Origin of the sequence: Microbacterium sp. 5K110 (assembly GCF_005774735.1) — a bacterium.
Classification (GTDB): Bacteria; Actinomycetota; Actinomycetes; order Actinomycetales; family Microbacteriaceae; genus Microbacterium.
This window is the reverse complement of sequence record NZ_VBUM01000001.1, coordinates 111,811-137,306: the sequence shown is the minus strand read 5'-3', so window position 1 is coordinate 137,306 and position 25,496 is coordinate 111,811. Positions and strand designations below refer to the sequence as shown.

General features: G+C 67.2%; 17 protein-coding genes. 7 read left to right on the top strand and 10 right to left on the bottom strand.

The features are described from left to right. From FE256_RS00645 to FE256_RS00635, 3 genes are all read right to left on the bottom strand, one after another. Window positions 1–2,199, bottom strand: a 2,199-nt coding sequence (locus FE256_RS00645) for a heavy metal translocating P-type ATPase (protein WP_138172299.1), incomplete at its 3' end; no start/stop codon positions are given. Then, window positions 2,196–2,549 carry a heavy-metal-associated domain-containing protein gene (locus tag FE256_RS00640; protein ID WP_138172298.1) on the bottom strand — a complete coding sequence of 118 codons (354 nt, stop codon included), beginning with the start codon at window positions 2,547–2,549 and terminating at the stop codon, window positions 2,196–2,198. The genes FE256_RS00645 and FE256_RS00640, both read right to left, overlap by 4 nt. Window positions 2,550–2,598: 49 nt before the next feature. Beyond that, window positions 2,599–2,883 carry a metal-sensitive transcriptional regulator gene (locus tag FE256_RS00635; protein WP_045246014.1) on the bottom strand — a complete coding sequence of 95 codons (285 nt, stop codon included), beginning with the start codon at window positions 2,881–2,883 and terminating at the stop codon, window positions 2,599–2,601. Window positions 2,884–2,977: 94 nt separating this feature from the next. On the opposite strand from FE256_RS00635, the gene FE256_RS00630 reads away from it, so the two are divergent. The 3 genes from FE256_RS00630 (at window position 2,978) to FE256_RS00620 (ending at window position 4,552) form a co-directional block, all read left to right on the top strand. Continuing rightward, complete coding sequence (locus tag FE256_RS00630) at window positions 2,978–3,499, top strand: AAA family ATPase (protein ID WP_228162877.1); 522 nt, start codon at window positions 2,978–2,980, stop codon at window positions 3,497–3,499. A gap of 160 nt (window positions 3,500–3,659) precedes the next feature. Further along, window positions 3,660–4,064 carry a four-helix bundle copper-binding protein gene (locus tag FE256_RS00625; protein ID WP_138172296.1) on the top strand — a complete coding sequence of 135 codons (405 nt, stop codon included), beginning with the start codon at window positions 3,660–3,662 and terminating at the stop codon, window positions 4,062–4,064. Continuing rightward, window positions 4,061–4,552 carry a DUF305 domain-containing protein gene (locus FE256_RS00620; protein WP_252370853.1) on the top strand — a complete coding sequence of 164 codons (492 nt, stop codon included), beginning with the start codon at window positions 4,061–4,063 and terminating at the stop codon, window positions 4,550–4,552. The genes FE256_RS00625 and FE256_RS00620 overlap by 4 nt, the downstream gene beginning before the upstream one ends. Here the strand turns inward: FE256_RS00620 and FE256_RS00615 are convergent. From FE256_RS00615 to FE256_RS00595, 5 genes are all read right to left on the bottom strand, one after another. Next, a complete protein-coding gene (locus tag FE256_RS00615; RefSeq protein ID WP_138172295.1) occupies window positions 4,549–5,700 on the bottom strand; it encodes an acetate/propionate family kinase in 1,152 nt (383 codons plus the stop codon). The two genes, FE256_RS00620 and FE256_RS00615, sit on opposite strands and share 4 nt — an antisense overlap. A gap of 232 nt (window positions 5,701–5,932) precedes the next feature. Then, entirely contained in the window at window positions 5,933–6,310 is a 378-nt protein-coding gene (locus FE256_RS00610) for a sulfate permease (protein ID WP_228162880.1), read from the bottom strand. A 258-nt stretch (window positions 6,311–6,568) separates the two neighbouring features. Beyond that, window positions 6,569–10,102, bottom strand: coding sequence for a MobF family relaxase (gene mobF, locus FE256_RS00605; protein ID WP_138172303.1), 3,534 nt, complete (start codon window positions 10,100–10,102; stop codon window positions 6,569–6,571). Between the two features lie 118 nt (window positions 10,103–10,220). Beyond that, on the bottom strand, window positions 10,221–10,637 hold the full coding sequence (locus FE256_RS00600; RefSeq protein ID WP_102209312.1) for a hypothetical protein: 417 nt from the start codon (window positions 10,635–10,637) through the stop codon (window positions 10,221–10,223). 5 nt (window positions 10,638–10,642) lie between these two features. Next, window positions 10,643–10,840 (bottom strand): hypothetical protein, encoded by a 198-nt coding sequence (locus tag FE256_RS00595; RefSeq protein WP_138172294.1) that lies wholly within the window; start codon window positions 10,838–10,840, stop codon window positions 10,643–10,645. A gap of 197 nt (window positions 10,841–11,037) precedes the next feature. Here FE256_RS00595 and FE256_RS00590 point away from each other — a divergent pair, with 197 nt between their 5' ends. From FE256_RS00590 to FE256_RS00575, 4 genes are read left to right on the top strand one after another with little or no spacing between them, the layout of a single operon-like run. Next, complete coding sequence (locus FE256_RS00590) at window positions 11,038–13,899, top strand: hypothetical protein (RefSeq protein WP_138172293.1); 2,862 nt, start codon at window positions 11,038–11,040, stop codon at window positions 13,897–13,899. Then, window positions 13,899–14,987 carry a hypothetical protein gene (locus FE256_RS00585; protein WP_102209315.1) on the top strand — a complete coding sequence of 363 codons (1,089 nt, stop codon included), beginning with the start codon at window positions 13,899–13,901 and terminating at the stop codon, window positions 14,985–14,987. Before FE256_RS00590 ends, FE256_RS00585 begins: the two co-directional genes overlap by 1 nt. Continuing rightward, window positions 14,984–20,557 (top strand): DEAD/DEAH box helicase family protein, encoded by a 5,574-nt coding sequence (locus FE256_RS00580; protein WP_138172292.1) that lies wholly within the window; start codon window positions 14,984–14,986, stop codon window positions 20,555–20,557. Before FE256_RS00585 ends, FE256_RS00580 begins: the two co-directional genes overlap by 4 nt. Continuing rightward, window positions 20,554–21,795: a PD-(D/E)XK nuclease family protein gene (locus FE256_RS00575; protein WP_138172291.1), complete on the top strand. Its 1,242-nt coding sequence runs from the start codon at window positions 20,554–20,556 to the stop codon at window positions 21,793–21,795. Before FE256_RS00580 ends, FE256_RS00575 begins: the two co-directional genes overlap by 4 nt. Here the strand turns inward: FE256_RS00575 and FE256_RS00570 are convergent. Next, the gene (locus FE256_RS00570; protein ID WP_102209319.1) at window positions 21,792–23,780 is read right to left on the bottom strand and encodes a Druantia anti-phage system protein DruA; all 1,989 of its coding nucleotides are present in this window, start codon (window positions 23,778–23,780) and stop codon (window positions 21,792–21,794) included. The genes FE256_RS00575 and FE256_RS00570 overlap by 4 nt on opposite strands. Then, a complete protein-coding gene (locus tag FE256_RS00565) occupies window positions 23,777–25,228 on the bottom strand; it encodes an ATP-binding protein (RefSeq protein WP_102209320.1) in 1,452 nt (483 codons plus the stop codon). Before FE256_RS00565 ends, FE256_RS00570 begins: the two co-directional genes overlap by 4 nt. Window positions 25,229–25,496: the final 268 nt, after the last annotated feature.

Sequence of the window (25,496 nt, the reverse complement as noted above, 5' to 3'; positions counted from 1 at the left end):
GTTGGTGACCACGAACACGCTGCTGAACGCCATAGCGGCGCCGGCGAGGATGGGGTTGAGCAGGGCGAGCATCGCGACCGGGATCGCGGCGACGTTGTACGCGAACGCCCAGAACAGGTTCCCCTTGATCGTGCCCAGGGTGCGGCGGGCCAGCCGGATCGCATCCGGGACCAGCACCAGGTCTCCGGAGACGATGGTCAGGTCGGCGGCGGTGATGGCCGCATCGGTGCCGGTGCCCATCGCGATGCCGAGGTCCGCGGCGGCCAGGGCGGCGGCGTCGTTCACGCCGTCGCCGACCATCGCGACCACGCGTCCCGCGGCCTGGAGCTCTCGGATGGTGTCGAGCTTGCCCTGCGGGGTGACCCCGGCACGGACGTCCTCGATGCCGACCTGGTCGGCGATCGCGCGGGCGGCGCCCGGGTTGTCGCCGGTGAGCAGGATCGGGGTCAGCCCGAGCGCTCGGAGTCGGGCGATCGCCTCGGGGCTGGTGGGCTTGACGGTGTCGGCGACGCTGATCGTGCCGCGCATCTGCCCGTCCCACGCCACCACCGTCACGGTCGCTCCCGCCGATTCGTCCGCCGCGATCGTCGCGGCGAGCTCCTCGGGGACCGGGATGGCCCATCGCGTCGTGATCCACGAGGCGCGGCCGGCAGCGACCATCCGGCCCTCGACGATGCCGTACACGCCCTGACCGGCTTCGGCGGAGAAGGACTCCACCGCGCCTGCCGCAACGGTCGCGGCGGCGGTGATGGCGCGGCCGATGGGGTGCTCTGAGCCGTGCTCCAGCGCGGCGGCGACTCGGAGCAGTTCCGCCGGGTCGGTGCCTTCGGCGGGGTGGATGCCGGTGACGGTCATGGTGCCGGCGGTGACCGTGCCGGTCTTGTCCAGCACGACGGTGTCGATGCGGCGGGTCTGCTCCAGCACCTGCGGTCCGCGGATCAGGATGCCCAGCTGCGCGCCGCGGCCGGTTCCCACCAGCAACGCGGTCGGCGTCGCCAGCCCGAGCGCGCACGGGCACGCGATGATCAGGGTCGTCACCGCGGCGGTGAAGGCGACCTCCAGCCCGGCTCCGGCGATCAGCCAGCCGGCGAACGCGGCCAACGAGAGGACGATGACGACGGGCACGAAGATCGCCGAGACCCGATCGGCGAGGCGCTGCACCTGCGCCTTGCCGGTCTGCGCCTCCTCGACCAGCCGGGCCATCCGGGCCAGCTCGGTGTCCGCTCCGACGCGGGTGATCTCCACCAGCAGGCGACCGCCGGTGTTCACGGTCGCGCCGACGACGCGGGAGCCGGGGCCGACTTCCACCGGCACGGACTCGCCGGTGAGCATCGACTCGTCCACCGCCGAGACGCCCTCGGCGACCAGGCCGTCGGCGGGGATCTTCTCGCCCGGCCGCACCACGACGCGGTCGCCGGGGACGAGCTGGCCGACGGGGATGCGCTGCTCGACGCCTGTCCGGAGGACCACCGCGTCCTTCGCGCCGAGCTCGAGCAGGGCTCGAAGCGCTTCCCCGGACTGCCGCTTGGCGCGGACCTCGAGGTAGCGGCCGAGCAGGATGAACACGGTCACCAGCGCGGCGACCTCCAGGTATACCTCGTGACCGCCGGACTGCGGGGTGCCGACGAAGGTGACGCTCATCCGCATCCCTGGCATCCCGGCGCCGCCGAAGAACAGCGCATACAGCGACCAGCCGAACGCGGCCAGCACGCCGACGCTGATCAGGGTGTCCATCGTGGCCGCGCCGTGGCGGGCGTTGATCGCCGCGGCCCGGTGGAACGGCCATGCCCCCCACACCACCACGGGGGCGGCGAGGGTCAGGGCGAGCCACTGCCAGGAGGTGAACTGCAGCGCAGGGATCATCGACAGCACCCCGACGGGCACCGCCAGAAGCGTCGAGATGATTAGCCGCTGCCGCAACGACAGCAGCTCCTCATCGCGAGGCGCACCAGCTTGCCCCTCGACGGGGTCGGTGGCGGGTGGGGCAGGAACGGTCGCCCCGTACCCCGCCTGCTCGATGGCCGCGATCAGCTCCTCCACCGCCACCGGGGACTCGGCGTGGACACGGGCCTTCTCGGTGGCGAAGTTGACGGTCGCCTCCACCCCGGGCAGCTTGTTCAGCTTCCGCTCGACCCGCGTCGCGCACGACGCGCACGTCATCCCGGTGATGTCGAGATCGACATCCGTAGCCGTACTCATGACGCGCTGGCGAGGCTGTATCCGGCCTCCTCGACCGCCTCCCTCACGCGGGCAGCGTCCACCGGGGCGGTGCTGGACACGGTCACCGTCGAGACGCCGCCCGCGTGCAGATCGACCTCGACGCCGGAGACGCCGTCGATGGCGGAGACCTCCTCGGTCACACTGCGCACGCAATGCGAGCAGGTCATCCCTTCCACCAGGAACTGCGCCGACACGCCACCCACCCCAGGCTGAGCCGGCGGTGCAGCCTCGGCCTTCGCCGCGGTGCCGTGCGTGGTCGGGCTGCAACACGCGCAACCGCCGCCGCTAGTCGCCTGCAGTCCGAGGTCCTGGAATCCCTGTCCGGTCATGATGTGCTCCCTTCGCGAGCATTGAATGAATGTTTGTGGGGACGAATGTTTAGGAGCGGACCAGCCGCGCGATCGCGGCGTTCGCCTCACGCAGCTTCTCCTCCGCGACGGGGCCACCCTCGGCGGTCGCCTGGGCGACGCAGTGCCCGAGGTGATCCTCGAGCAGGGTCAGCGCGACCGACTCCAGCGCCTTCGTCACCGCGGAGACCTGGGTGAGGATGTCGATGCAGTACACGTCCTCATCGACCATCCGCGCGATCCCGCGCACCTGACCCTCCGCACGACGCAACCGCGCCAGCAGCGCCTGCTTGTCATCCACGTATCCGTGTGCCATTCCGACCACCTCCTACCTGACCATATACCTACTAGGGGTATAGGGTACATGTCAGTCCAAATATTCCCGGAGAACGCAAATTGAAAGGGCGAACGTGACTAACTGGTACGTCATCACCGGTGGGCCTAGCTCGGGCAAGACCACGACCGTGAACCTGCTACGCGACCGCGGCTACACCACCACCATCGAGCACGCCCGCCACTACATCGATCTCCAGCGCATCGAGGGGCGAACCGTCGAGGAGGTCCGCGCCAAGCAGCGCGAGTTCCAGCGCGGCGTGCTGGACATGCAGCTCGCCGAGGAAGCCGCCCTCGATCCCGCCACGACGGTGTTTCTGGACCGGGCCATCCCAGACTCGCTGGCCTACTACCGCTTCCTGCAGCTCGAACCCGACCCGATCCTGGTGGCCGCGCTCGAGCAGGTGGACTACCGCACGACGTTCATCCTGGACCTGCTGCCGCTGGCGCCGGACTACGCCCGCACCGAGGACACCGCCGCCCAGCAGCGGATCCATCACCTGCTCACCGAGGTATACGCGGCGCTGCCGTTCCCGATCGTGCACGTCCCAGTGCTCGGGGCGCAGGAGCGGGTCGACTTCATCCTCGACCGGCTCTAGCGCCGGTCGCCGCTCCCGGGCGCCTACTGCCCGGGTGTGGAAGGCAGGACTCCTCATAACATACCCCCCTAGCGTATGCAAGCCGGTCGTCGACCGCTGCCGCCCGGCCTACGGTTCTTCGCAACCGACCCGATACGGGCCGACGAGAAGGAGGACTGAGATGACCATCGCGGATCAGATGCTCCGGACCCACCCGAAGGATCTGGGAGACCTCGATCAGGCGGCACTACTGGCCTGCATTCAGGCCTGCGTCGACTGCGCCCAGGCGTGCAGCGCGTGCGCCGACGCCTGTTTGAGCGAGGACATGATCGCCGACCTCACCAAGTGTGTGAGGACCAACCTCGACTGCGCGGACCTATGCGAGACAACCGGTCGCATCCTGTCGCGGCGCACCGGCTACGACGCGAACGTCACGCGAGCCACCCTGGAAGCCTGCCGCACCGCGTGCGCGGCCTGCGCCGACGAATGCGAACAGCACGCCGGCATGCACGAGCACTGCCGGGTGTGCGCGGAAGCCTGCCGGACGTGCGAGCAGGCCTGCGAGAAGCTGCTCGGCCTGCTGTGAGCGACCACACCCCGCACGAACGGGCCTCGCACACCGGCGGTGCGAAGAGCTACCTGCGCCTGCTCATCGCGCTGGCCCTGAGCCTGGTGGTGATGTACTTCTTCACGTTCGCACTGATCAACGTCGTCGGCGATCTCTACCTGAACATCAGCAACCTCTACATGGCCCTGATGATGGTGTTCCCGATGGGCATCATCATGATCGCGATCATGTGGCGCATGTTCCCGAACAAGCCGCTCAACATCGGGCTCATCGTCGCATTCGCCCTGCTCACGGTCGGCGCGTTCTTCATGGGAAGGGCCGCGACGTTCGTGGGAAACCAGCAGTTCCTGGACTCGATGATCCCCCACCACTCCCGAGCCATCCTGCTCTGCGAACAGTCGAACATCACCGACCTGGAGATCAAAGACCTCTGCGGCGAGATCGTCGAGTCCCAGCAACAAGAAATCGATCAGATGAAGGACATCCTGCAGCGGCTCGGGAACTAGACCGGCCCTGCTGGATCAGCGTCGGGCCGAGTCACCGCGGCTAGAGACTGCCGGGCGATCTCGAGCTCCTCGTTTGTGGGCACGACCAGGACGGCGGTCGGGGAGCGGGAGTCGGAGACCGTCCGCGCCTCCCGCCCCGCCGTCGCGCGGTTGCGCTCGTCGTCGAGGCGAATCCCGAGACGTTCCATGCCGGAGACGGCGGCGGCGCGGGTCGCCGGGGCATTCTCGCCGACACCGCCGGTGAACACGATCGCGTCGGCGCCGCCGAGCTGGCCGAGGTAGGCGCCGAGGTAGTGCCGCAGCCGGTAGTGGTAGACCTCCAGCGCCGCAGTCGCGGCGGGATCGCCGGCGACCGCAGCCGCGTGGATGTCGCGCATGTCCTCGGTGCCGGCCAAAGCGCGCAAGCCGCTCTCGCGGGTCAGCAGCTCCTCAAGCTCGTCCCATCCGAGGCCCGCTCGGCCGAGGGCGATGAGCACTCCGGGATCGAGGTCGCCGGCGCGGGTGCCCATGACGAGTCCTGCCAAGGGCGTCATGCCCATCGAGGTGTCCACGGACCGCCCGCCGGCGATCGCGCAGGCGGAGGCGCCGTTCCCCAGATGGAAGACGATCAGCCGCAGCTCCGACAGCGGCCGCCCCAGCCGCTCGGCCGCCCGGGCGGAGACGTATTGGTAGGAGATGCCGTGGAACCCGTACCGGCGGAGCCGATGCTGCCGGACGAGCTCCGGCGGCAGCGCATAGGCGGTGGCTGCCGGGGGCAGGGTGCGGTGGAACGCGGTATCGAACACCGCCACGTTCGGGACGCCGGGGAACACGGCGCGGGCGGCGCGGATGCCCGCGAGATTGACTGGGTTGTGCAGCGGCGCCAAGGCGGCGAGATCGTCGATCTGCTGCTCCACCTCGTCGGTGATCAGCGTCGCGGAATCGAACCGGCTGCCGCCGTGCACCACCCGGTGACCGATGACGCCGACAGGTTCATGGCGCAGCTCGGCAAGCAGATCCCGGATCGCGGCACCGTGCCCCGTTCCCTCGGAGGCATCGTGACCGAGCCGTTCCACGGTGCCGCCCCGGATTGCCGTTCCGGACTGCCCGTCGACCAGCCGCCACTTGATCGAGGAGGAGCCCGCGTTCAGCACCAGCACGACGGTCATCCGTAGCCCCCAGAAAGTGCTCTATCGTCATCGTCGTCGGATTCTATGTGCCATGAGTGGCCCCCCGTCGATGCCAACTCCGAACCTTCCACGCGTCGGTGCTTCTTGCGCCTGACGGCGTCCAACGAACAGCCGGAGTCGGCTAATCGGCGCGCTAGCGCGGTAGCGCCTCGGTCGCTCCCTCCCCCCTTTCGCGCGGCCTGCGGTATGAGAGGCGCGACAGCGGGGCTTGTCAGCCTCTCGTAGAGGCGAGCACCGGAGGAGGCCCGCCCATCGCGTAAGCCGCCGACTTCTGCTCGAAGGCTTGGCGCCGCTCGGCGCGGCGAGCCCGGATCAGGATGATGAGGGTGATCGGGCCGTTGACGAGGAACTTCAGCGCGTTCCAGATGAACAGCAGCACGACCAGGTTCAGCCAGCCCGGCCCGCCGTCGGCGATCCACACCGTCAGCAGCCACGCGCCGAGCAGGTACAGCACGGCGATGAGCATGGCGGGCACGCCCCACTTCAGGCCGCGGCGCGTGTGCAGCGCGTCGAGCAGGATGTTCGTCGGCATGTACGTCCGCAGGAACAGCCGAACTCGGATGCTGAGATTCCAGAGCAGTCGGAACACGATGTCCGCCTCCCGAGAGGGTGCGTAGCTCCGCCGAGGAGGTAGATCATGTGGTGAGTGTCCCGAGGGACCGTCGCAAGCGACCTAGAAATCGTGGCTACTACCTCAAGATCAGGGTACGCCCGACCCGCGAGACGCGGAAGGGATGCGGCGGGAGTCGCGAGAGCGCCAAGTAAGGAGCCCCGCGTCTGGCGCGCACTCCAGTCCAGTGGCATGTCGGCTCGCAATGAGCAGTCGCTGAGCATGCCCGTTCTGCCCTTACAGGCGCGGCCCAGCGACCCTGAGACTGCGGGTGGTCGGTCCAGGTTCTGCCGCGCGTACCGCGAGCTGTTGCGCGCGAAGGGTCGCGGCGCGTGCTCGTGCCGCGTCTGCGCGTTGCGAAGCATCATCGCCGACAAGGCCGAGCCCCCTGGCCACGGCGATGCCGTACTTGTCGCGATAGGCCGCGACGGTGCGTGCCTCGCGTCGCCAAAGTGCGGCGAGCTGCGGATCAGAGGGTTCCATCCCGAGTCCCGAGATCCACTCCCCCGAGGACTCGACGGCCTCGGTGACGAGCGCGTCTGCTCGCTGCTCGATGAGCGCGGCACGTTCACGGAGTGCGCTGCGCATATCGTCGTCCATCGGGCCGAGCGCGGGAGTGACGACTCCGGCGATGGGCGTGGCGGGCTGGCGCACGCGCCCCGCGCCGTTCGTGTGCTCCAGGGCGCGGATCACCCGCTCGTGGAGCACCGCGGCCACATCGCCCGCGTCATTGAGCGGACGAGAAGCGACGAGAGCGCTCAGAAGGCGCTCGGCATCGTAGCCGTCGGCTTCGGCTCGGCGCAGCTCTGCGCTGAGCACGCCGAACGCGGTCGAGTCGATTGCTGCGGATGCCTCGGCCTCGGTGAGCCGCGTCCTTCGCAGCAGAGCCTCCCACCGTGGCTGTTGCGCGGCGGCGGCGATGGTCTCGTATTCGGCGGCGAGTTGCGCGACCGAGCCCCACACATCCTGCTCGGCGGCGATCGTCTGGCGGGCGGAGAGTTCCGCGCCGACGTGCTGGAGCACCCCGGCGAGCACCTTGCGCGCCGCGACCACGAGGGTGTCCTGAGCGGGCGGGTGAATGTGGTCATCATCGGGGCGGTTGAGGGAGACATAGGCGAAGTTCCCGGCCTTGCCACGGGTCATGGCGACGTAGAAGTTCTCGCGGGTCGCGCCGGGCTCGATGAGCGTGTGTCCGGTGTCGACCGTGACTCCTTGCGCCCGGTATGCGGTGACCGCGTAGCCGAGTTCGACATGCTCGGCGACGTATCCGGCAGGGAGTCGCAGCGTCGCGCCTCCGCGTCGCCCGGCAGGCCGCACTCGTAGCGACCCGTCGATGCCGATGGCGGTGATCGTCCACCGGCTGCCGTTGCGCACCCAGCCGCGTCCGGTGCGCAGTTCACGGTCGTTGCGGCGGGTGATGATCGCGTCCCCGACGGACGCCTCGGTGCAGTCGTGCAGCCGCACCTCGGCGCGCGCGTCGACCTGCCCGGCGAGGATGAGGTCGGCGCGGGCGCGCCGGTTCAGGGTGGTGACCATCGCGCTCGACTCGGCAATGAGGATGCTCGCCAGCCCCAACGCGCGGTCGCGCTGCCAGGCGGCGTAGGCGGCGTCGGCCATGCGCTCGGTTTCGCCCGCCCGGATACGACCGTGGGCCTGGTAGGTGTCGATGGCTTCGATGCGGCCGTTGCGTAGATCGCGGGTGGCACCCTTCTCCCAGGCTGCGGTGATGCGGCGCACGTCGGTCAACTCGGGCACGTCGGCACGGTCGGCGACGAGCATCCCGAACGCTCCCCCGGCGTCGACGGACTGGAGTTGCGCGGGATCGCCCACGAGCAGCACCTTCGCTCCGGCGTCGGCTGCGACGCGCACGAGCCGGTCGAGCGCGAGCGTCCCGGCGAGGGATGCCTCGTCCACGATCACGAGCTGCCCGGCGGTGAACCCGGTGCCGTGGTCGCGGTGGGTCTGCCACCACTTCGCGGTGTTCTCCGTCGGGATGCCGAGGTCACCGGCCAGCACCTCGGCCGCGACCGCGGACGGTGCCAGACCGACGACCGCGCCGCGCCCGTGCTCGGCCTCCCACGCACGCCGCAGCGCGCGCAGCGCGGTGGTCTTCCCCGCCCCCGCAGGGCCGACGAGCAGGTCGAGTACCCGACCCGACGACGCAATCGCGGTGAGTGCGGCGCGCTGGTCGTCGCCGAGCGCGCGCCCACGGTGGGGTTGCAGCGCGTGCGCGACGATTGCGTCGGCCAAGCGCGGCGCAACCTGCTCGCGGGAGCGCGCAAGTAGCCGGTCCTCGGCGGCGAGCACCGCGGCACCGCTGTAGCGGGCGGCGTTGCGAGGCCGGAATACGCTCGTCCCATCCGGGCGCTGGAACGCGGCGGGACTCGAGGCCAGCTCAGACGGGGTGAGCCGGATGGATGCTCGCTCCGCGGCGTCCGCGATCATCCCCGTGATCGCGTCGCGGTCCTCGGTGGCGGCGAAGCGCCAGCCCATCGTCCGCCGTGCGGTCTCCGCGTAGAGGTTCCAGCGGCTCCACGTCGTCCGCTTCTCCGCGACCGCGGCCACCACGGCCGCGCCGAGACGGGCGACCTGCTCCAACGGCACGTCTTCGGCGTGCAGCAGCCCGGCTGGCTCGACTGCGAGGGCTTCCCGTGCCCACGCGGTCGCGTCGCGCCCGAGCAGGCGGCTCGCGCGGGCGCGCCACTCCTGGGCGAGGTCGACGAGCGGGCGAACCTCCTTGTCGGGCCGGGTCGCCAGCGTCGCCTGCTGCCGCAGCCGGATGATCGTCTCCCGTGACGGCGCGTGCCCGTGCGTTCGCTCGTACTCGGCGATCAGCCTGTCCTTCTCGATGTCGATGTGCCGCGACCGGGACGAGAACTCGGCGACCAGCTCCTCGGGCACCGTGGCGACCGCCCACACCGGGTTGCGATCCGCGCCCCGGTCGCGCCGCTCCCAGCCGACGCCGAGCGCGCGAGTGAGGTGGTCGGCGAAGACCGCGTTGTGCAGCTCACTCAGCGCCACGGTCGCCGCGTGCAGCGGCCGGCTGTCCAGCGACCGCCACTTGCCGTCGAACACGGTGCGCACCTTGTTGCTCACCACGACGTGCGTGTGCAACTGCGGATCGCACGCCCGCGAATCGAAGTGATCGAACGCCGTGGCGATCAGTCCTGTCACCTCCACCTGTGCAACCGCGCCGTCGCGCGAGGTGGCACCCGAGCGCGTGGCCGCAACCTCACGCTCCATGAACGCAACGACATCCGCAACCGCCGCATGGTGAGCCTCGGCGATCCGCGCCTGGGTCACCGCATCCGCAACGCCCCAAAGCACCGATGCGGACTTCGGCAGCGAGAACGTGAAGTCAAACCCCGCGACCGCACGCCGCGATCTGCGCGCCGATTCCTCCGCTTCGATCACCGCGACCGCCTCGGCACGCTCCGCCGCGCCCAGCGCCGGGTCGAGCCGGGCCAGCCTCGCGGCGATCCGATGCTCGACGCTCGGGAACGCCGGGTACGCCTTCCCCAGCGGATCGCCCGTCACCGGATCAAGGCCCTCGCCGAGCAGGAGCTGGAGCTGCGCCTCGGACACCTGTGCACCCTCGTGGACCTCGCCGTATCCAAGCGAGGCCAGGCCGCTGCCCATCCACCGGCCGGGCGGGGTGCCCTGCTCGGCGTAGTAGCGGGTTAGTGGCATCGAGAGTGCCCGCTCGCCGTCGGCGGACGCCACGGTGCGCAGCAGATACCTGTAGCCATCCCCCGCGCCCAGGACCCGCATCGAAACCGACACCCGGCACCGCCTCTCTCGACAGAGAGGTAAGCCACCTGAGCCCGCCGTCAGGCGGGGTCAGCCTCGATGTGCCAGACGTGTACTGGTCTCTGGAGGGCTTCCGAGATCAGACAAGGCGGGCGCGGACGACGGCGATGTCGCGCTCATGATCGCGCACGATCCTGTCAGCCTTGGTCGTGAACTCCGACTTGTGGATCACGACGAGCCGGATACCCTGCTGCGGCAGGATCTCCGCCTTTCGCTGGTCGTAGAGCCGCCGCTGCTCGCCACGGGGCACACCGGAGACGGTCGCGCGGCGGTCGAACAGCGGGACGGCCACGGTGTGCTGCTTCTCCTGGAACTCAACCACGAGCCCCAGCGCAGGCCAATACCCGTCGACAGGGAGCCTGCGAGCCCGTCCGGTCGTCGGCGACACGTCGCCGACAAGCCACAGGAACGTCGCCTGTCGCTCCCCGCAGACCCCGATCACCTCGTCGCAGAGGTCGAGAACGTAGTGCTCATCACTGTCGGCGCGCTTGCCCACGATGCCTACACGTACTCGATGACTGCCACGACGCGTATGACGCCGTTGAACTCGTCGCCGCCTGCGACGGTGGATAGGGCGACGATGCGGTGCTCCGGCCGGACCGCGAGCTCCTGCGCGAGCACGTCCTTGATCGAGCCGCGCATGAAGTTGTCGACGCGCACCTCCACGATCTCCTGGGTGCTGGTCAGTCCCTGAGCCATGTTCGTCCCTTCGGTGCCCTCGGCCGCGTGCTCGCCACGATACGGCGCACGAGCGACACCTGCTTGCCGAGGATCGTGAGCGGCGAAGTCTGTGGCTACGCCGCCCTTGGCCGACCGGATGTCGCAGGTCTCGGCCAGACTGTAGGGCAATGTCGCGTTGCGTATGAGGACAGCGATCCGTGTGGAAGGGGGGTGCCGTGACACCGTTGACCCCCGATGCTGCGCTCGATGTGCTCGGCGAACTCCACGCTCGCCTTGACTCAAACTTCCGTAGCCTCCAGGAGTCTCGCCGCGCACTCGACACCGACGCCCCTGTATTCGCCTTGGAGCATGGACTTTCCGCGACCGACTTGGACGCCTTGCGTTCCGCTGTCCGCCATGCAGTGGCGCAGGGATTTGACCATCGCTACTGGCGGCAGAACTGGCTTCCGTTCATCGTCTACGCCGCTGAGTCCGGTTACGACTACATCGGCGGCGAGTATTGGCTGAGCTTCGAGCAGTCGACACCGGGATGGGCGCAATACGGCAGTCGCGACCGCATTCGGATGTGGTTCCGCAAGTTCAATACCGAGTACGGCGGAGCTGTCCCGAAGGGCGCGTTCGCCAAGAACTTCCCGATCATCGCGTGGCCGATCACACACGCGGTGCTGCCGGTCTACCTCCAGCGCTACCTCGCGCAACTCCTCTACGAGTTCCGCATGGGGCTGACGACCAGCCTGCTCCAGAACCCCGAGGAACTTGGCGAGCACCTTGCGGCACGCACTTGGGGCTACACCGAACGGTTCCGCATCTTCTGCGAGAACACTTCCCTGCTCGGTCAGGTCGCTGCCGCGTTGCTCTCGGGCGAGGGGGAAGAGTCCCCGTACTTGCTCCACTCGACGCTGCTCCGCCTGGTCGATGGACTCGAGCAAGAGCGTCAGGCGAAGTTCTGGCTGAACCGAGCACGCCAGGCGGCGAACCAGGTGCGGGCGCGCGGGTTTCAGCCAGGTGTCCCGCGCGGGACAGGAACGGCCTCACACGATCGTCTGCCGAGTCCGACTGATCCGCGCCTCGTGCTCCGTGGGGGCGAGAACGGCTGGCAATTGTTCGCGGAACTGCCCGAACTCAGCACGCTCAGCGGTCGGCTTCCGCACGTCTACGAGGAACTCCGCACCAAGCGAGCGCGGGTCGAGGGTGCCGACCAGACGATGGTGGCGCGAGGTCGGCTGACTGCGGCCGGTCAGAAGATACGCCTCACGCGACTCCCGAACCCCGAAGTGCCGTTCATTCAACTGGAGAACGGCGAGCCTGCCGTCAACGCACTCGTCCGCGATCAGGTGGAGGTCAGTCGCGGACCGATCTGGCTCTTCAAGCGCCGAGCGCCAGGGTCGGCCGTCGAGGTCAAGGGCAAGCTGATCCACCCTGACAGCACCTACCTCGTCATCCACGATGGTGACTGGTCGGTGCCTGATCTGCCGTGGGTGGAGTCAACCGCCCTCGACGTTGTCGATGCCGAGGCGGTACGGCTTATGGTTCCTGAGCGTCTGACCGAGGAAGCAACCGCTGCCCTGGTCGCGTCGGGGCTGAGCGTCATATCCGACGCGATCATCCGTCCAGTCGGCTTCGCCGCCAGCGCGTGGGACGGCGAAGGTGCGGTGGAGTGGCTGGCTGGTGAGCCAGGGCTTGTCGGCATCCGCGTTCAGCAGATCCCGAGCGTGCTGACGCTCACCCTTGCCGGCAACCGCTACACGCTGGATTGGCCGGACGGCGAACGCGAACTCTTCCTAAGCCTCGATGATCTGCCCGTCGGTTCGCACGAGCTGAGAGTCACGCTGACGGGTGCGCAGGAGCAGGCGCTTGTCGAGGGCTCACTTCAGGTCACCATCCGTGACCCGCAGGCTCGCTCCAAAGCGGCCGAGGCTGGCGAGGGCATCCGCCTGCTGGCGTCGCCAGCTCGTCCCACCATGAGCGAGCTGTGGGAGCCGGAAGCGATCACAATCGCCGGCCCCGAGGGGCTTCGCGTTGACCTGGCCGTCGCGCTCCGGTCGGAGACGAGCGCGGAGCTTGCCAGCATCCGCCAGCAGATCACGCTCCCACTGCGCCCCGCCGACTGGGCCGGTGTCGCCAAGAAGGTGCGTGGCGACAGCCGTTTCAGCCGCTACTTCGACCAGGCAGAGTCGATCGAGCTTTCGGTCTCTCGCGCTGGTGTCGGGTACGCCGTCCTCGCGGCGGATCGTGGCTTCCAGCCGCTTCGATGGCAGCTGCTTCGAGACCGTGAAGGCAACCGTGCGCGTCTCATCGATCGGACGGACAGCGGCGCGACCCGCATCGAACTCTTCCGTGTGGAGTCGCCGCTGGCTGCCAGCTTCTGCGATGCCGGAGCGGACATCGAGCTTCCGGCATCTGGCGGACTGCTCCGCGCGGTTGCTGGGGAGGGCGTCGAAGCCACGGCGACGATCCTTCTTCCGACCGACCCGAACGAGCTTCGAGGAGCGCGTCGCCTCGTTCCCGACGTCCCGACGGGCAGCAAGACACCAGAAGAAGCGATGAAACTCGTTCGCGCCTATCAGCTATGGGCCGACGCTGATCTCCCTGGTGACGTGTTCGCGCAGTTCCAGCGCGACGTGGTGCTGGCGGCGATCACCCGAGCCTTGGTGTCTCTCATCGCTGGAGGCCGGTGGGCGTCGGTCGAGCGGGATATGGCGAACGCCGGGAACCTGGAGGACTTCCTCGACGATATGCAGCGGGTAGTCGGAGAAGCGGAAGAGCAGAAGAAGCTGGCGAAAACGATCGGCACGAGCCTCCACGCCTGGCTCAATCCAGCGTCACTCTTGACTGGCTTTGCCGAAGTCGCGGAGAGCGCAATCCGCACGAGCGGGATCGTCAACCGCCCTTCGGCGGCTCGCTTCCTCCTCACCCTCGCGGGGCATCCTGGGCAGATTCTTCAGTGGGAGGCAGGCGAGCGCGGAGTGCTACTCCAGTACGTTCTGAACTCGCCCATCCTGCTGCGGGCGGCACGCTTTGCCGTGCTTGGCACGAGGGCGCTCAAAGGCGCCGAGGAAGCGCGGAGGGGGTTCTGATGGAGCTTTCGCTACGGACTGCCGACGAGGTTTCCGCGATCTCGGTACGAGTGCTGGGGCTGGATGAGGACAGCATCGCGCTGGACTACCCCGAGGCATTCAGCGCCTCGCTTCGGCGGGCGGCCGCATTCCTCTGCCCGACGACGCCGAGGGCGCTCGTGGACACGGTGCTGGAAGTCCTAACGCCGGTGATCCCGCAGCCGCCAACACGCGACGACCTGATGGGGACACTCGACCAGATGATCTCGACGGGCGATCTGCTCGAATTGGTCGACACGACCAGCGACCGTGCGATGCGCCTCCTCTATCTCGGACCGCCGAGCTTCATCGAGCGGTCGCCTGGTCGCTATCTCCTGACGGGGATTCGACCACTCGGACTGCCCCTCGTCGGAAGCGACATCACCGTCGAGCACGAGGGTTACGCGCGGACGGCGGTGCTCGACGCCGACGACGCCGAGACGCGGCTTCGCGCAGCCGGACTTCACGAGATCAGCCAGACACGGTGGATCGGACAGCCGGCTTCGATGTCCGCAGCCGATTTCCTGACGCAGTACCGGACTCGACTCGACGTCGCGCTGGCCGCAGGCTTCGTCGACGGGCTAACGATCATCGACCCTGCTAGTCGGCCGACCTACTATCGCGGTCGCTGGCGCAATCCGGCCGAGGGCGACTCCGGCGACTTCGTGGGGAGGCGTCCCCAAGCGTATGGCGCGGACCGCTGGTGCCTTGTGCGACTGGTCGACGGTGCTCCCGAACGCCTCATTGATCTTCCCGTCGACAACTCTGTGGCTCCGGCTCGGGATGAGGCGTGGCGACTCCAGGCTGCGATCGACGCCGCGCGAGGCACATCGCTTCCGTACCGCACTCGTCCCATGCCGGGGGTCGATCACGCGCAGGCTGTCGTTGACTTCTTTTCGCCGCTGCCAAGTTGGGCGGAGCGATACCTTGGACTCGTCGGATTGTCGGTGGAGAAGTCGCGCGGTGCGCTGTTCTCCTACCGGCTCCCGACATCCGCGCTGACAGGTCTCGCGTCGGTGTTGACCGAGACCCTGTGGATGACCACCACGACCGATGAGGAAGTCCAGTGACGGCAGAGGCCCCAACGATCGCTGAGACGATCACCAAGATTCAGGCTGCTCTGCGCGACTACATCGAAGCGACCTATCACGTCGGGCATCCGACGCTCATCGAACAACGACGCACGCTGTTGGACGAGGACGGCGTGATCTTCCGCGCACCGTTCATCGAGAGCACCCCGCGCTACCAGACTGACCGGCGCTTCTCGGAGCTGGCGCTCGACCCAGCAGTTCAGACGCTGTTTGCTCGTCTCACCAGTTCGGACGAAGGAACCCCGCTCCTCTACGACCCGCCCTACACGCACCAGGCAGAAGCTCTGGAACTCACCATGCGCGACGGATTGAGCCTGGCGGTGACCACGGGTACCGGCTCTGGCAAGACCGAGTCGTTCCTTCTCCCGATGCTGGCGAAGCTCGCGGCGGAGGCAGCTCATCGCCCGGAGTCGTTCGCTCGTCCTGCGGTGCGCGCCTTGATCCTGTACCCGATGAACGCGCTGGTGAACGACCAACTCGGTCGACTTCGCTTGCTCCTCGGCGATGCCCGCGTGACGAGTCAGTTCCAGTCGTGGGCGCATCGCCCGGCGCGCTTCGCCAGATACACCAGCCGCACGCTCTACCCCGGTGTGCGGAAGGTGGAACGCGACCAGCAGCGGCTCAAGTCCATCGAGGACTTCTACATCGATCTGCTCGACCGGAGTGATGACCCGGCATCGCGGTATCACGCGGACGCGACCGCACTCGTCGGCAAGCTCAAGGAGCGCGGGAAGTGGCCCGCGAAGCCAGATCTCCGCGAGTGGTACGGGGCGAAGGGGTCGCGCTGGAAGAAGGACGGGGAGTTTGTGCGCGCCGTCCTCCAGTCCCGCGACGCCGAACTCTTGACGCGGCATGAGGTGCTTGAAGCCCCGCCGGACGTGCTCATCACGAACTACTCGATGCTCGAATACATGATGATGCGCCCCTTGGAGCGCCCGGTCTTCGATGACACGCGCGAGTGGTTGGCGACCAATCCCGACGAGAAGTTCTTGCTTGTCGTGGATGAGGCGCACCTCTACCGGGGTGCTGCGGGAGCTGAGGTCGCCCTGCTCTTGCGGCGGCTGCGTGCCCGGCTGGGTATTGATGCGGATCGCCTTCAGGTGATCGCCACGAGCGCGAGCTTCGACAGCGCCGACTATGCGCGGAAGTTCGCCGCGCAGCTCAGTGGCAAGGACGCTGACGACTTCCGTACCATCGTCGGGAAGTTGGCGCTTCGCCCGGCGGCAGACGTCGGTTCTGCTGTCGACGCCTCCGAACTCGCAGCGGTCTCGCTTGACGATTTCTACGACGGCGAGGCAGAGAGCGAACGCATCGAAGCCGTCGCCGGCCTCCTGGCGTATCGCGGAGTGACCGCCGAACCAGACGCGACGGTCGGCGCGCTCCTCGACCAAGCGCTCGCCTCCTACGAACCCATGAACCTGCTCGTCAACGAGACGATGCAGCAGGCCCAGCCAGTCAGCGAACTCGGCGCGAAAGTGTTCCCTGGTGTCGATCGGGAGACAGCAGACCGCGCAATCACCGCGCTTGTCGCCCTGGGGAGTGCCGCTCGTCTCAAGCCCGACGACGCGGGTCTTCTCCCGTGCCGCGTCCACGCCTTCTATCGGGGCTTGCCCGGCCTTTGGGCGTGCGCTGACGCCGACTGCCCCGATCTGGATCGAGAGCAGTACCCGGCGCCAGGACCAGTCGGCAAGCTCTACGCCCAGCCCCACGCGACCTGCTCCTGTGGTGCCCGAGTCTTCGAACTCTTCACCTGTCGGCACTGTGGATCGGCGTACCTGCGTGCCTACACCGACGATCTTGCGAACCCGTCGTCGCTGTGGCACGAACCAGGTATCAGCTTCCAGGTGGCCTCGGGTGCGGTTCAGGAACTCCAGCCTCTCGACCTGCTGGTGGAAGAGCCAGATCCCCAACTCGCCGCGCAGCCCGCCGACCTCGATCTCATCACCGGGCGTCTCGACCCGATGAAGCTCGGCTCGCGGATTCGCACGGTGTATCTGCCAGGCAAGCGAGCCGGCGAGGTCGTAACCGCCGACGATGAGGAAGATGACGGCACCAGCGAGGTTAAGGCGGACGGCGAGTTCAAGCCTTGCGGGGTCTGCGGACAGATCGCTGGGTTCGGTCGCTCTTCCGTTCAGGATCACCAGACCAAGGGCGACCAGCCGTTCCAGGCGCTGGTGACGCGGCAGATCGAGGTTCAGCCCCCGTCACGCCCGTATGAAGACTTCGCACCGCTACGCGGTCGGAAGGTGCTGGCGTTCTCCGACTCGCGGCAGGTGGCAGCTCGACTCGCGCCGAACCTCCAGAACTACGCCATGCGCGACGTGATCCGCCCGCTCATCGTGCGCGGATGGAGCGAACTGTCGACCATCCCTGGGATCGGGAAGCAGCTCAGTCTGGAGCACTTGACACTTGCTTCAATGGTGGGGGCGAAGCGGCTCTCGGTGCGGCTTCGCCCTGAGCTTCGTCCAAGCGAATCGATGAGCGCGCTCGCTGACGTAGGGCGGGTCATCGACGCCGGTGCGCTCGACGGCGACGATGATGCGCGGACTGAGCTAGTCATGATGCAGCCGCAAACGCCGGAGTCGCTCCTCAAGGCCATCTACAAGACCCTGACCGATCGCTACTACGGGCTGTCCTCGCTAGGGCTTGCCTCGCTGCGCGAGCGGGGGTCGCTTCGTCAGGAACTGCTCGACGTCCTGCCAGACATCCCGGGCGTCGCAGATAGCGACGAGCGGAAGCTGGCGCTCGTCCGCCTGTGGCTGGCCCAGTGGAGCACACCGTCGTGGGGCATTTGGTTTCCCTCGATGACCGCCGACTGGCGTGGCGTCAAGGAGGGCGTGCGCTCGCACTCCGGCAAGTTCCGTCCGTTCGAGCGATGGCTTGGCTCCGCCACCATCAGCAAGCAGTTCAACCAGGACTGGCTGCCGACGCTGCGTCAGAAGTTCTGCGAGACCGCAGGGAACAAGTACTTCCTGCTCGCCAATCGGATTGCGCTCGAACTCGGCGGTGAATGGGGCTACTGCGAACGGTGCCGCTATACCCAGCGTCCATTCCCTGGCGCGACAAAGTGCGTCAACTGTGGAGCTAACGAGGTCCGCGTCCTTGACCCTGAGACGGACCCTGTTTTCCAGGCGCGCAAGGGGTACTACCGCGCGAGCACCGTCCGTGCGCTCGCCAATCCGCCCGAGCCGCCGATGAGCATCATCGCGGCCGAGCACACCGCCCAGCTCAACGCGGCGCAATCCGACGCGGTGTTCTCGAAGGCGGAGGAACACGAACTGCTCTTCCAGGACGTTAACCTCGGGCTTCCTGGGCCGAACGCCCAGGAGCGGGCAGCCATCGACGTGTTGTCATGTACGACGACAATGGAGGTCGGGATCGACATTGGCGCGCTCTCAGGCGTCGCCCTCCGCAACATGCCGCCGTCCCGCGCCAACTACCAGCAGCGTGCTGGTCGCGCTGGACGTCGTGGCAATGCGGTCGCAACGGTGATCGCCTTCGGCAGCGCCGATACCCACGACGACCACTACTTCCGCGAGCCAGCCGAGATGATCCGTGGCCGCGTTGACGACCCTGTGCTCACGATGGACAACGACGAGATCGCTCGTCGGCACGTTGTTGCCTACCTGCTTCAGCGGTACCACCAGGATCGGCTGCCGACCTTCGACCCCGCGACGCAGTCCTCGCAGTTGTTCGAGGTGCTCGGCACGGTTCAGGATTTCGTCGGCGCTCAGTCACCCCTGAACCGCACCGACTTCGCGCAGTGGCTGGCAACACACGAGGCTCAGCTCAGGACCGACATCGACGGCTGGCTCCCATCTGAGTTGTCATCCGAGAGCCGAGACGCTGTCCTCGGCGGCATTGTCAGCAAGACACTGGAGGATATCGACGAGGCGCTCGACCTGACCGCCGAGGGTACGCTGCCGAAGCCGGTCGAGGGGGATCTCCCGCCAGAGGCGGAAGAGGTCGAGGCGGAAGGCCCTGGCGAGGACGGTGCGGAAGAACCAAGCCCTCAGCGCAGCCAGACCAATCTGCTCGACCGCCTGCTCTACAAGGGTGTGCTGCCTCGGTATGCCTTCCCGACCGACGTGGCCGGATTCCATGTCTTCGACGTGGACAAGTCCGAGCGTTTCCGAGCAGCGTTCCGCTATGCGCCGAGCCAGGGGCTTCCGGTAGCGCTGAGTCAGTACGCGCCGGGCAAGGTCGTTTGGATCGACAACAAGGAATGGCGTTCCGGCGCGATCTACTCTCCGGTTCAGGCGGAGCGGTACAACGCCTGGCAGGGGCACAAGCTCTACTTTGAATGTACGGTCTGCCACTACGCCAACTACTTCGATCAAGAGGAGGCGCACCGTGGTGAAACCCGCGAGTGCCCCGCTTGCGGGTCTGAAGACTCCTTCGGCAAGGCGATGGCCTGGATGCGCCCGCCAGGGTTCGCGCACCCCGCCTACGAAGACCCTGGCACCAGCCCCGATGATGCTCCGGCGCGAAGCTATGCCACCCGCGCCAAGCTCGTCGCCCCTGGTCCTGCCGACGACTCCGCCTGGACTCACGTCACCGACCGCGTTCAGCAGACGTACCACCGCGAGACGCTGCTGGTCACGAACACCGGACCAAGAAATGAGGGCTACACCTACTGCTTCAAGTGCGGCCTGATCGAGCCGACCAAGTCCGCGACCGGCGTGGTCGTCGGGCAGCACAAGAAGCCGTATCCAGACGAGCAGGAGCCGAACTGCCCCGGCTCGTCTTCCACGAGCGGTCTCGTGCTCGGGACCGACTTCATCACCGACGTGCTGCTGGTGCGCCTCAAGGTCAAGCCTCCCGTGCGCCTCGGCCCTCAGCTCCTGTCCACCCAGGTCGCGCTCCGCACCATCGCGGAGGCGATGACGATCGCAGCTACCCAGCGGCTGGACATCGAGGCCACGGAACTTCAGGCCGAGTACCGCCCCGCGTTGACGCTCGGCGGCGCTGAGGGACTCGAGGCAGAGGTCTATCTCTACGACACGCTTGCGGGTGGCGCGGGGTTCACGCGTCGGGTCGAACAGTTCGGCATCGAGATACTTCGCCAGACACTTCAGCGGCTCGAGGAGTGCCCTGCGGACTGCGACGAGTCCTGCTACCGCTGCCTGCGGAGCTTCCGCAATCGCTTCGAGCATGGCCTGCTCGATCGCAAGGTCGGCGCGAGCCTGCTCCGGTACCTGCTCGACGGAACCGCGCCGAGGCTTGACGAAGCTCGCCTGGCGCTGTCAACGGACCGCCTCTATCGCGATCTCGTCGGGCGCGACATCGCTGGCGTGACTTTCGAGCGTGATCAGCAGGTCAGCATCGCCGGCATCGGGCAGGTGGTGGCACCGATCCTGGCGACGAAGGGTGACCGGCAGTTCATCTTCGGCGTTCATGGCCCTCTGACTCCTGACCTTGCGCCCGACCTCGCGCTCAACGACGCCAAGGAGAACCAGACGACCATTCCGGTTCGTCTCATCGACGACATCGTGATCTCACGGAACCTGCCGAACGCCAGCCACCAGGTCGAGAAGGCGCTGGCGTGACGCAGGCAGCAGGCACGATCGACACAGGCATTGCGTCGAGCCGAGCCTCGTTGCCTTCGCCGCCGAACTACTGGAGCTACTCGTCCCTGAAAGAGGTCGAAGCCTGTCCTCGCCGCTATGCCCTGGCGCGGGCAACCTACCCAGACCTCTGGGATGGACGTGGCTACCCATCGCTACCGAGCACGCCCGCCTTGTTCGGCGATGTCGTCCACGGTGCGCTCGAAGTCGTCGTCAAGGCGCTCGCAGAGGCCGGCGTCGAGTCGCCCCAGGCAGTCGAGGCAACGATGGTGCTCCGCGATCTCGGCGGACTCACCTCCGTCGTCGAAGAGATGGTGACCAAGAAACTGGCCCCGCTGGAGGGGAACCCGCGCCTCGACCTTGACCGTCGTCGCCGGATTGCGCGGGAGCTTCGTGCTCAAACCCCCGATGCTCGCGTCCAGGTACAGACCTATCTCAGCCGGACGGTGTTCGCTCCGCGCCCGACTGGGTCGAGCAGCATGCGGGACGGGAGTGCTGCCGCACGGGGAGGTGCGTCTGCGCGCAGAGCACTCGGGGAGGGATCGCACGCCGAAGCGGTGCTTGTTGCCGAAGAACTGCGCCTGCTGGGGCGTATCGACCTCCTCACCATCGCTGGTGAGTCGGTCGACATTGCCGACTACAAGACCGGCGTCGAAGCCCCCGGGCATCACGAGCAACTACGGTTGTACGCCCTGCTCTGGGATGCGGACCGCCAGTCCAACCCTGCTCGATTGGCGACGGCGAGCTTGACCGCCGCGTATCGGGACCATGACGTCGATGTTCCCGTCCCGTCGAGCGAAGACCTCGACGCGCTTCGGGTGTCCCTGTCTGCTCAGATTGAGCGTGCCGATGCCGAGCTTCGGTTGGGGGTGCCGACGCCTTTGCCGAGTCCGGCGAACTGCGAATGGTGTGCGGTGCGCCACTTGTGCGCTGCCTATTGGGAGGGGGTGACTCGGGAGCTGACGGCCATCGGCGACGGCGAGTGGTTCGACTACGAGGGGAGGATCGGGAAGCAGAACGGCCAGCGGAGTTGGTGGGTCGTCGACCCCGAGACGGGCATCGACCAGTTACTGCTCCGAACCACCTCGTCAACACCGCCTTTCGCGCCCGGCGATCATGTTCGACTTCTCGGGCTCCGCTACGAACTCGATCCCGAGGCGCACACGCCGGTTGCTCTCCTGACGGCCTCCTCGGAGGTGTTCCAGGTCGTGTCGTCCTAGAAGTTCTCGACGAAGAGCGTCACGTCGCCCTGCTCGACGTCTGCCGTCTCATCGTTCGGCAACGGCACTCGCGCGGCGTGCCGGAGCGGTCGCACCAGCCGATGAGCACGCATCGACTCGCGCACTGGCTCCTGCTCTGCGCGGCGACGTCCCCAGCGCTCGAACCACCAGCCCACGACCTTAGCTTCGCCATCGGTGAGATCAGCGTCGATCAGGTAGGCCGGGTCGGGGTCGATGCCCAGCGAGTAGTCGCGCAGGTTCTCAACCAGGCGCACGCCGTAGACGATGCGCTCGCGGCCATGCTTCAGCAGTTCGTTGGTCGGCCATCCGAGCGCGGCAAGCCCGAGCCGGACCTTCCGCAGGCGTGGACTCACCCCTTCACCGAACAGGCTGTTGACGCGAACCGTCGCTCCCTTGAGCCGCGACAACCGCACCAGCGCTTCGACGGTCTCATCGGTGAATTGCGAGGTGCCGAAGGAGCGCGACCGACCAAGCTCCTGGAAGCGGATCTGCTCATCCTGCGGGCCGCCCATAACGTCCGCAGGCCAGCGAAGTCGGTTGTACTGACTCGATCCGCTGCCGTAGAGCGACGTGGTGCTGATGAACGAAAGGCGTGACTCGCGCTCGATGGGGCGTCCCGCGATTGACGAGGCGATCTCGCTGGGGCGGGCGTACTTGGCGCGATACGCCGTGACGACCTTCGGAGAGACCGCAAGCGCCCCAACGAGCTTGCCTGCGGCGAGCGCACTGTATGGAGCGACAGCACCGCAGACCGTGAGATCGGCAATGACGGTGCCGACCCGCTCACCCCGAGCGCGACGCATGAGGCGGCGAATCTGCGCCCGAGCCTTCGTGTCCTTGAGCGCCTCCTTCAGCCCTTCGGCTGTCGGAGTCGGGAGCAGGTACGGACCGAGGACGGAGGCAATCTCCAGGGTTTCCGCGAGTACCGACGCGCGCTTGCTCCGAAAGAGCGGCGTCAGCGCGCGCTCCTGCCAGGAGTCCTGCTCGATCTGACGCACCGCGTGGAGTGGTGAGCGGTGGTGCTTCTGGCGATGCCGCTCAGCATCGGCTCGGAGCAGCGCGATGACGTCGGGGGTGGGGTGCCGAAGGTCCGTGGGCTGGATGACAGCGTCCCGCAGGAGGTCATCGAGGTAAATCTCACTGAGCTGACCGTCGATGCGCTCGGTGAGCCACACGGCGATCTCGTCAGTGGGCTTTGCGCACACTGACTCGAGGAAGGTGTCAGTGTCCCATCCGATCCACTGGTCGCGCTCGGCAATCTGAACGACAGGGCTTGAAATGGCGGCGAGACCGATCACGGCGTGGTGCGGCGTCGCCGCGTCCCGAATGAGGATGGGCATCGAGCGCCCAGGGACCGTGAAGTAGGCATTAGACCAGGTGTGGCGGAAATAGCGCCAGATGTCATGGAGGGCGAAGCCCGTCAGCTCACACTTCCCGCCGTCGACGATCTGGATGTAGGGGCGGATGACGGTCTCGGGGTGGGGTTCGCGCTCCAGGGCGTCAGCTAGCTCACGCCCGTCGCGCATCAGGCTGAACACGGAGACCAGCCGTCCCCTGTGTTCGCGTGGCTTCTCCATGCCCTCGACGAACCGCCTGACGCTCGGTTTCCGAAGTTGCGGGTCGCGCCGCAGATGCTCTTGGCGCCGGATGCGTACCTTCTCGATGCCGGGGTCGGAGTGCGACGGCGGCGGAGTCAGCAGCGGCCCGTGCTTGTAGTCGGTCAGCAACCACCCCTGATCCAAGAGGTCGATCAAGGTGTGCGCGGCGGCAGCCAGGGTCGGCTGGTTGTAGAGGTCGCCCAGCTTCGCCTGCGCGAACCAGTACATCCGGTCGATCGCCTCGGTTGGGTCGAGGGTCGTCGCAGCGAGTGCCTTACACAATCGGAGGAATCCCTCGCGCTCGACGCGGCGGGTTCCGCTCGGCAGCGAGATGTTGATGAACTTCGGCTCGTCCTCGTGGCTCATGACTTCTGCAGCATCCGTCCGTAGGTCGCACCCCACACGCGGAGCAGGTCACGATAATCCTGCTCGCTCGCACCGACAGCGGCGACCGAACGCGCGAACGAGAGAAGCAGCAGTTCCAGCGCCGTGCGGACGGGCGCACCCGAGTCGCCCAACTCCTGGAGCGGGCGGTACAGCGCGGTGAAGCCAGGGTGGTCGATGTTCATCGTGACGTTGAGGTGGCGCTGCTTCAGCGTCAGATCGAACATCGACTCTCCCGACAGTTGGTCTGCCCCAAGGTGGTACCTCAGCGCTCCGGTGGTGCGTCCCGAGGTGCGGATCACAGGGAGGTCGGCGTCGGCGGCACCGGCGATGCGGCAAGCACCTTGGACGGTTGCTTCGAACTTTACCTCCTCGAAGGCTTGCCGGACGCGGGCGTTGAGGACGCGGGCGATGGATTCCAGTTCGGGTTCTAGCGCTTCACGAAGCGCAGCCGTGGGGCGCACCCCCTGCTTGTTGACGGTGATACCGAAGTGCTCGTCGAGCGCGGGTTCGAACTCGATCTCGCACCGCCACCAGTCGTCGTAGTTCTCTTTCCGCTTGCCGCCCATGAGGTACCAGCCGCTGGCGATCTCCCGCCCCGCGCGCAGGATCGAGACGCCACCATGCCCCACAATCCCGACCTTCCTCTTCGTGGCGTTGTCGAGGTGATGCCAGCGGGTGACCGGCAGCATGGCGAACGTGACGCTGACGAAGCTGGTTTCCCCAGCGGCAGTCGCAATCTCGTAACGGATTGGCTCGAACGCCAGATCTGCAGAGTGCCCGTTGAGCTTCGTGGAGAGCAGCATCGGATCGAGTGGTTCGACCGTATGCCCGTTGATCCGCAACGTCAGCCCCCGGTCGAGGAACTTCCGGAACATCCGACCCAGATCGCGGTGGAGCGAGCGATCCAGCCAGGCGAGGCGGCGGTACTCAATCCGGTCGCACTCCGTCCAGACGACACGGCAACCAGATGGTGCGGCGCCTCTCGCGCCATCGTGGAGCGCTAGCGACTCTCCCTCGCCCCGCGCCACCGAGTCGACATCGAGGTGAACCGCTCGCGCAACGGTTCCCGCTTGCCACGCTGTCACCTCGACCTGACGTGCCTGGCTTAGCGACGCAGCAGGTAGCCCCATACCGAACCGTCCGAAGGAGGATCGCGAGTCAAAGCGAGATGATCCACCAAAACGCAGGCAAGCCGCCAGTTCTTCCTCAGTCATACCCGTGCCGTCATCCTCGACGCAGATCCGAGGAAGCGCGTCAGGGTCGCTCCGACCGATGGTGATGTCGATAACGGCGGCGCTCGCTTGAAGCGAGTTGTCGATCAGTTCTGCCAACGCCGTAGAGAGGCTGACGTAACCCGACTCGCGGATCGCCCTGATGAAGTTCGCGGGTACGAGCAGGTCGGACGCGTGGCCCTGAGAACGGCCCATTATGACTCCCTCCGTCAGAGATGGGGTTACGTCTAGGGTAGCTCGCCGAGGCGGTCCGCCGCAGGGGAAATTCTGAGAGAAGTGCGGCCCAACACACCGCCGCGAGTGGCAGAGTAGATCCAGCAGGCCACCTAGAGATCCTCCGCAACCTGAAGGTCGTACCGCTACCAGCGAAGCCCTCGTCGCACGCCTGCTCAGCGAGAGGCTCGACGACAGAAACCCTCGCCAATGAGGTGCACCTCTCGCCCCGGCAGAGCACCAAGAGGGT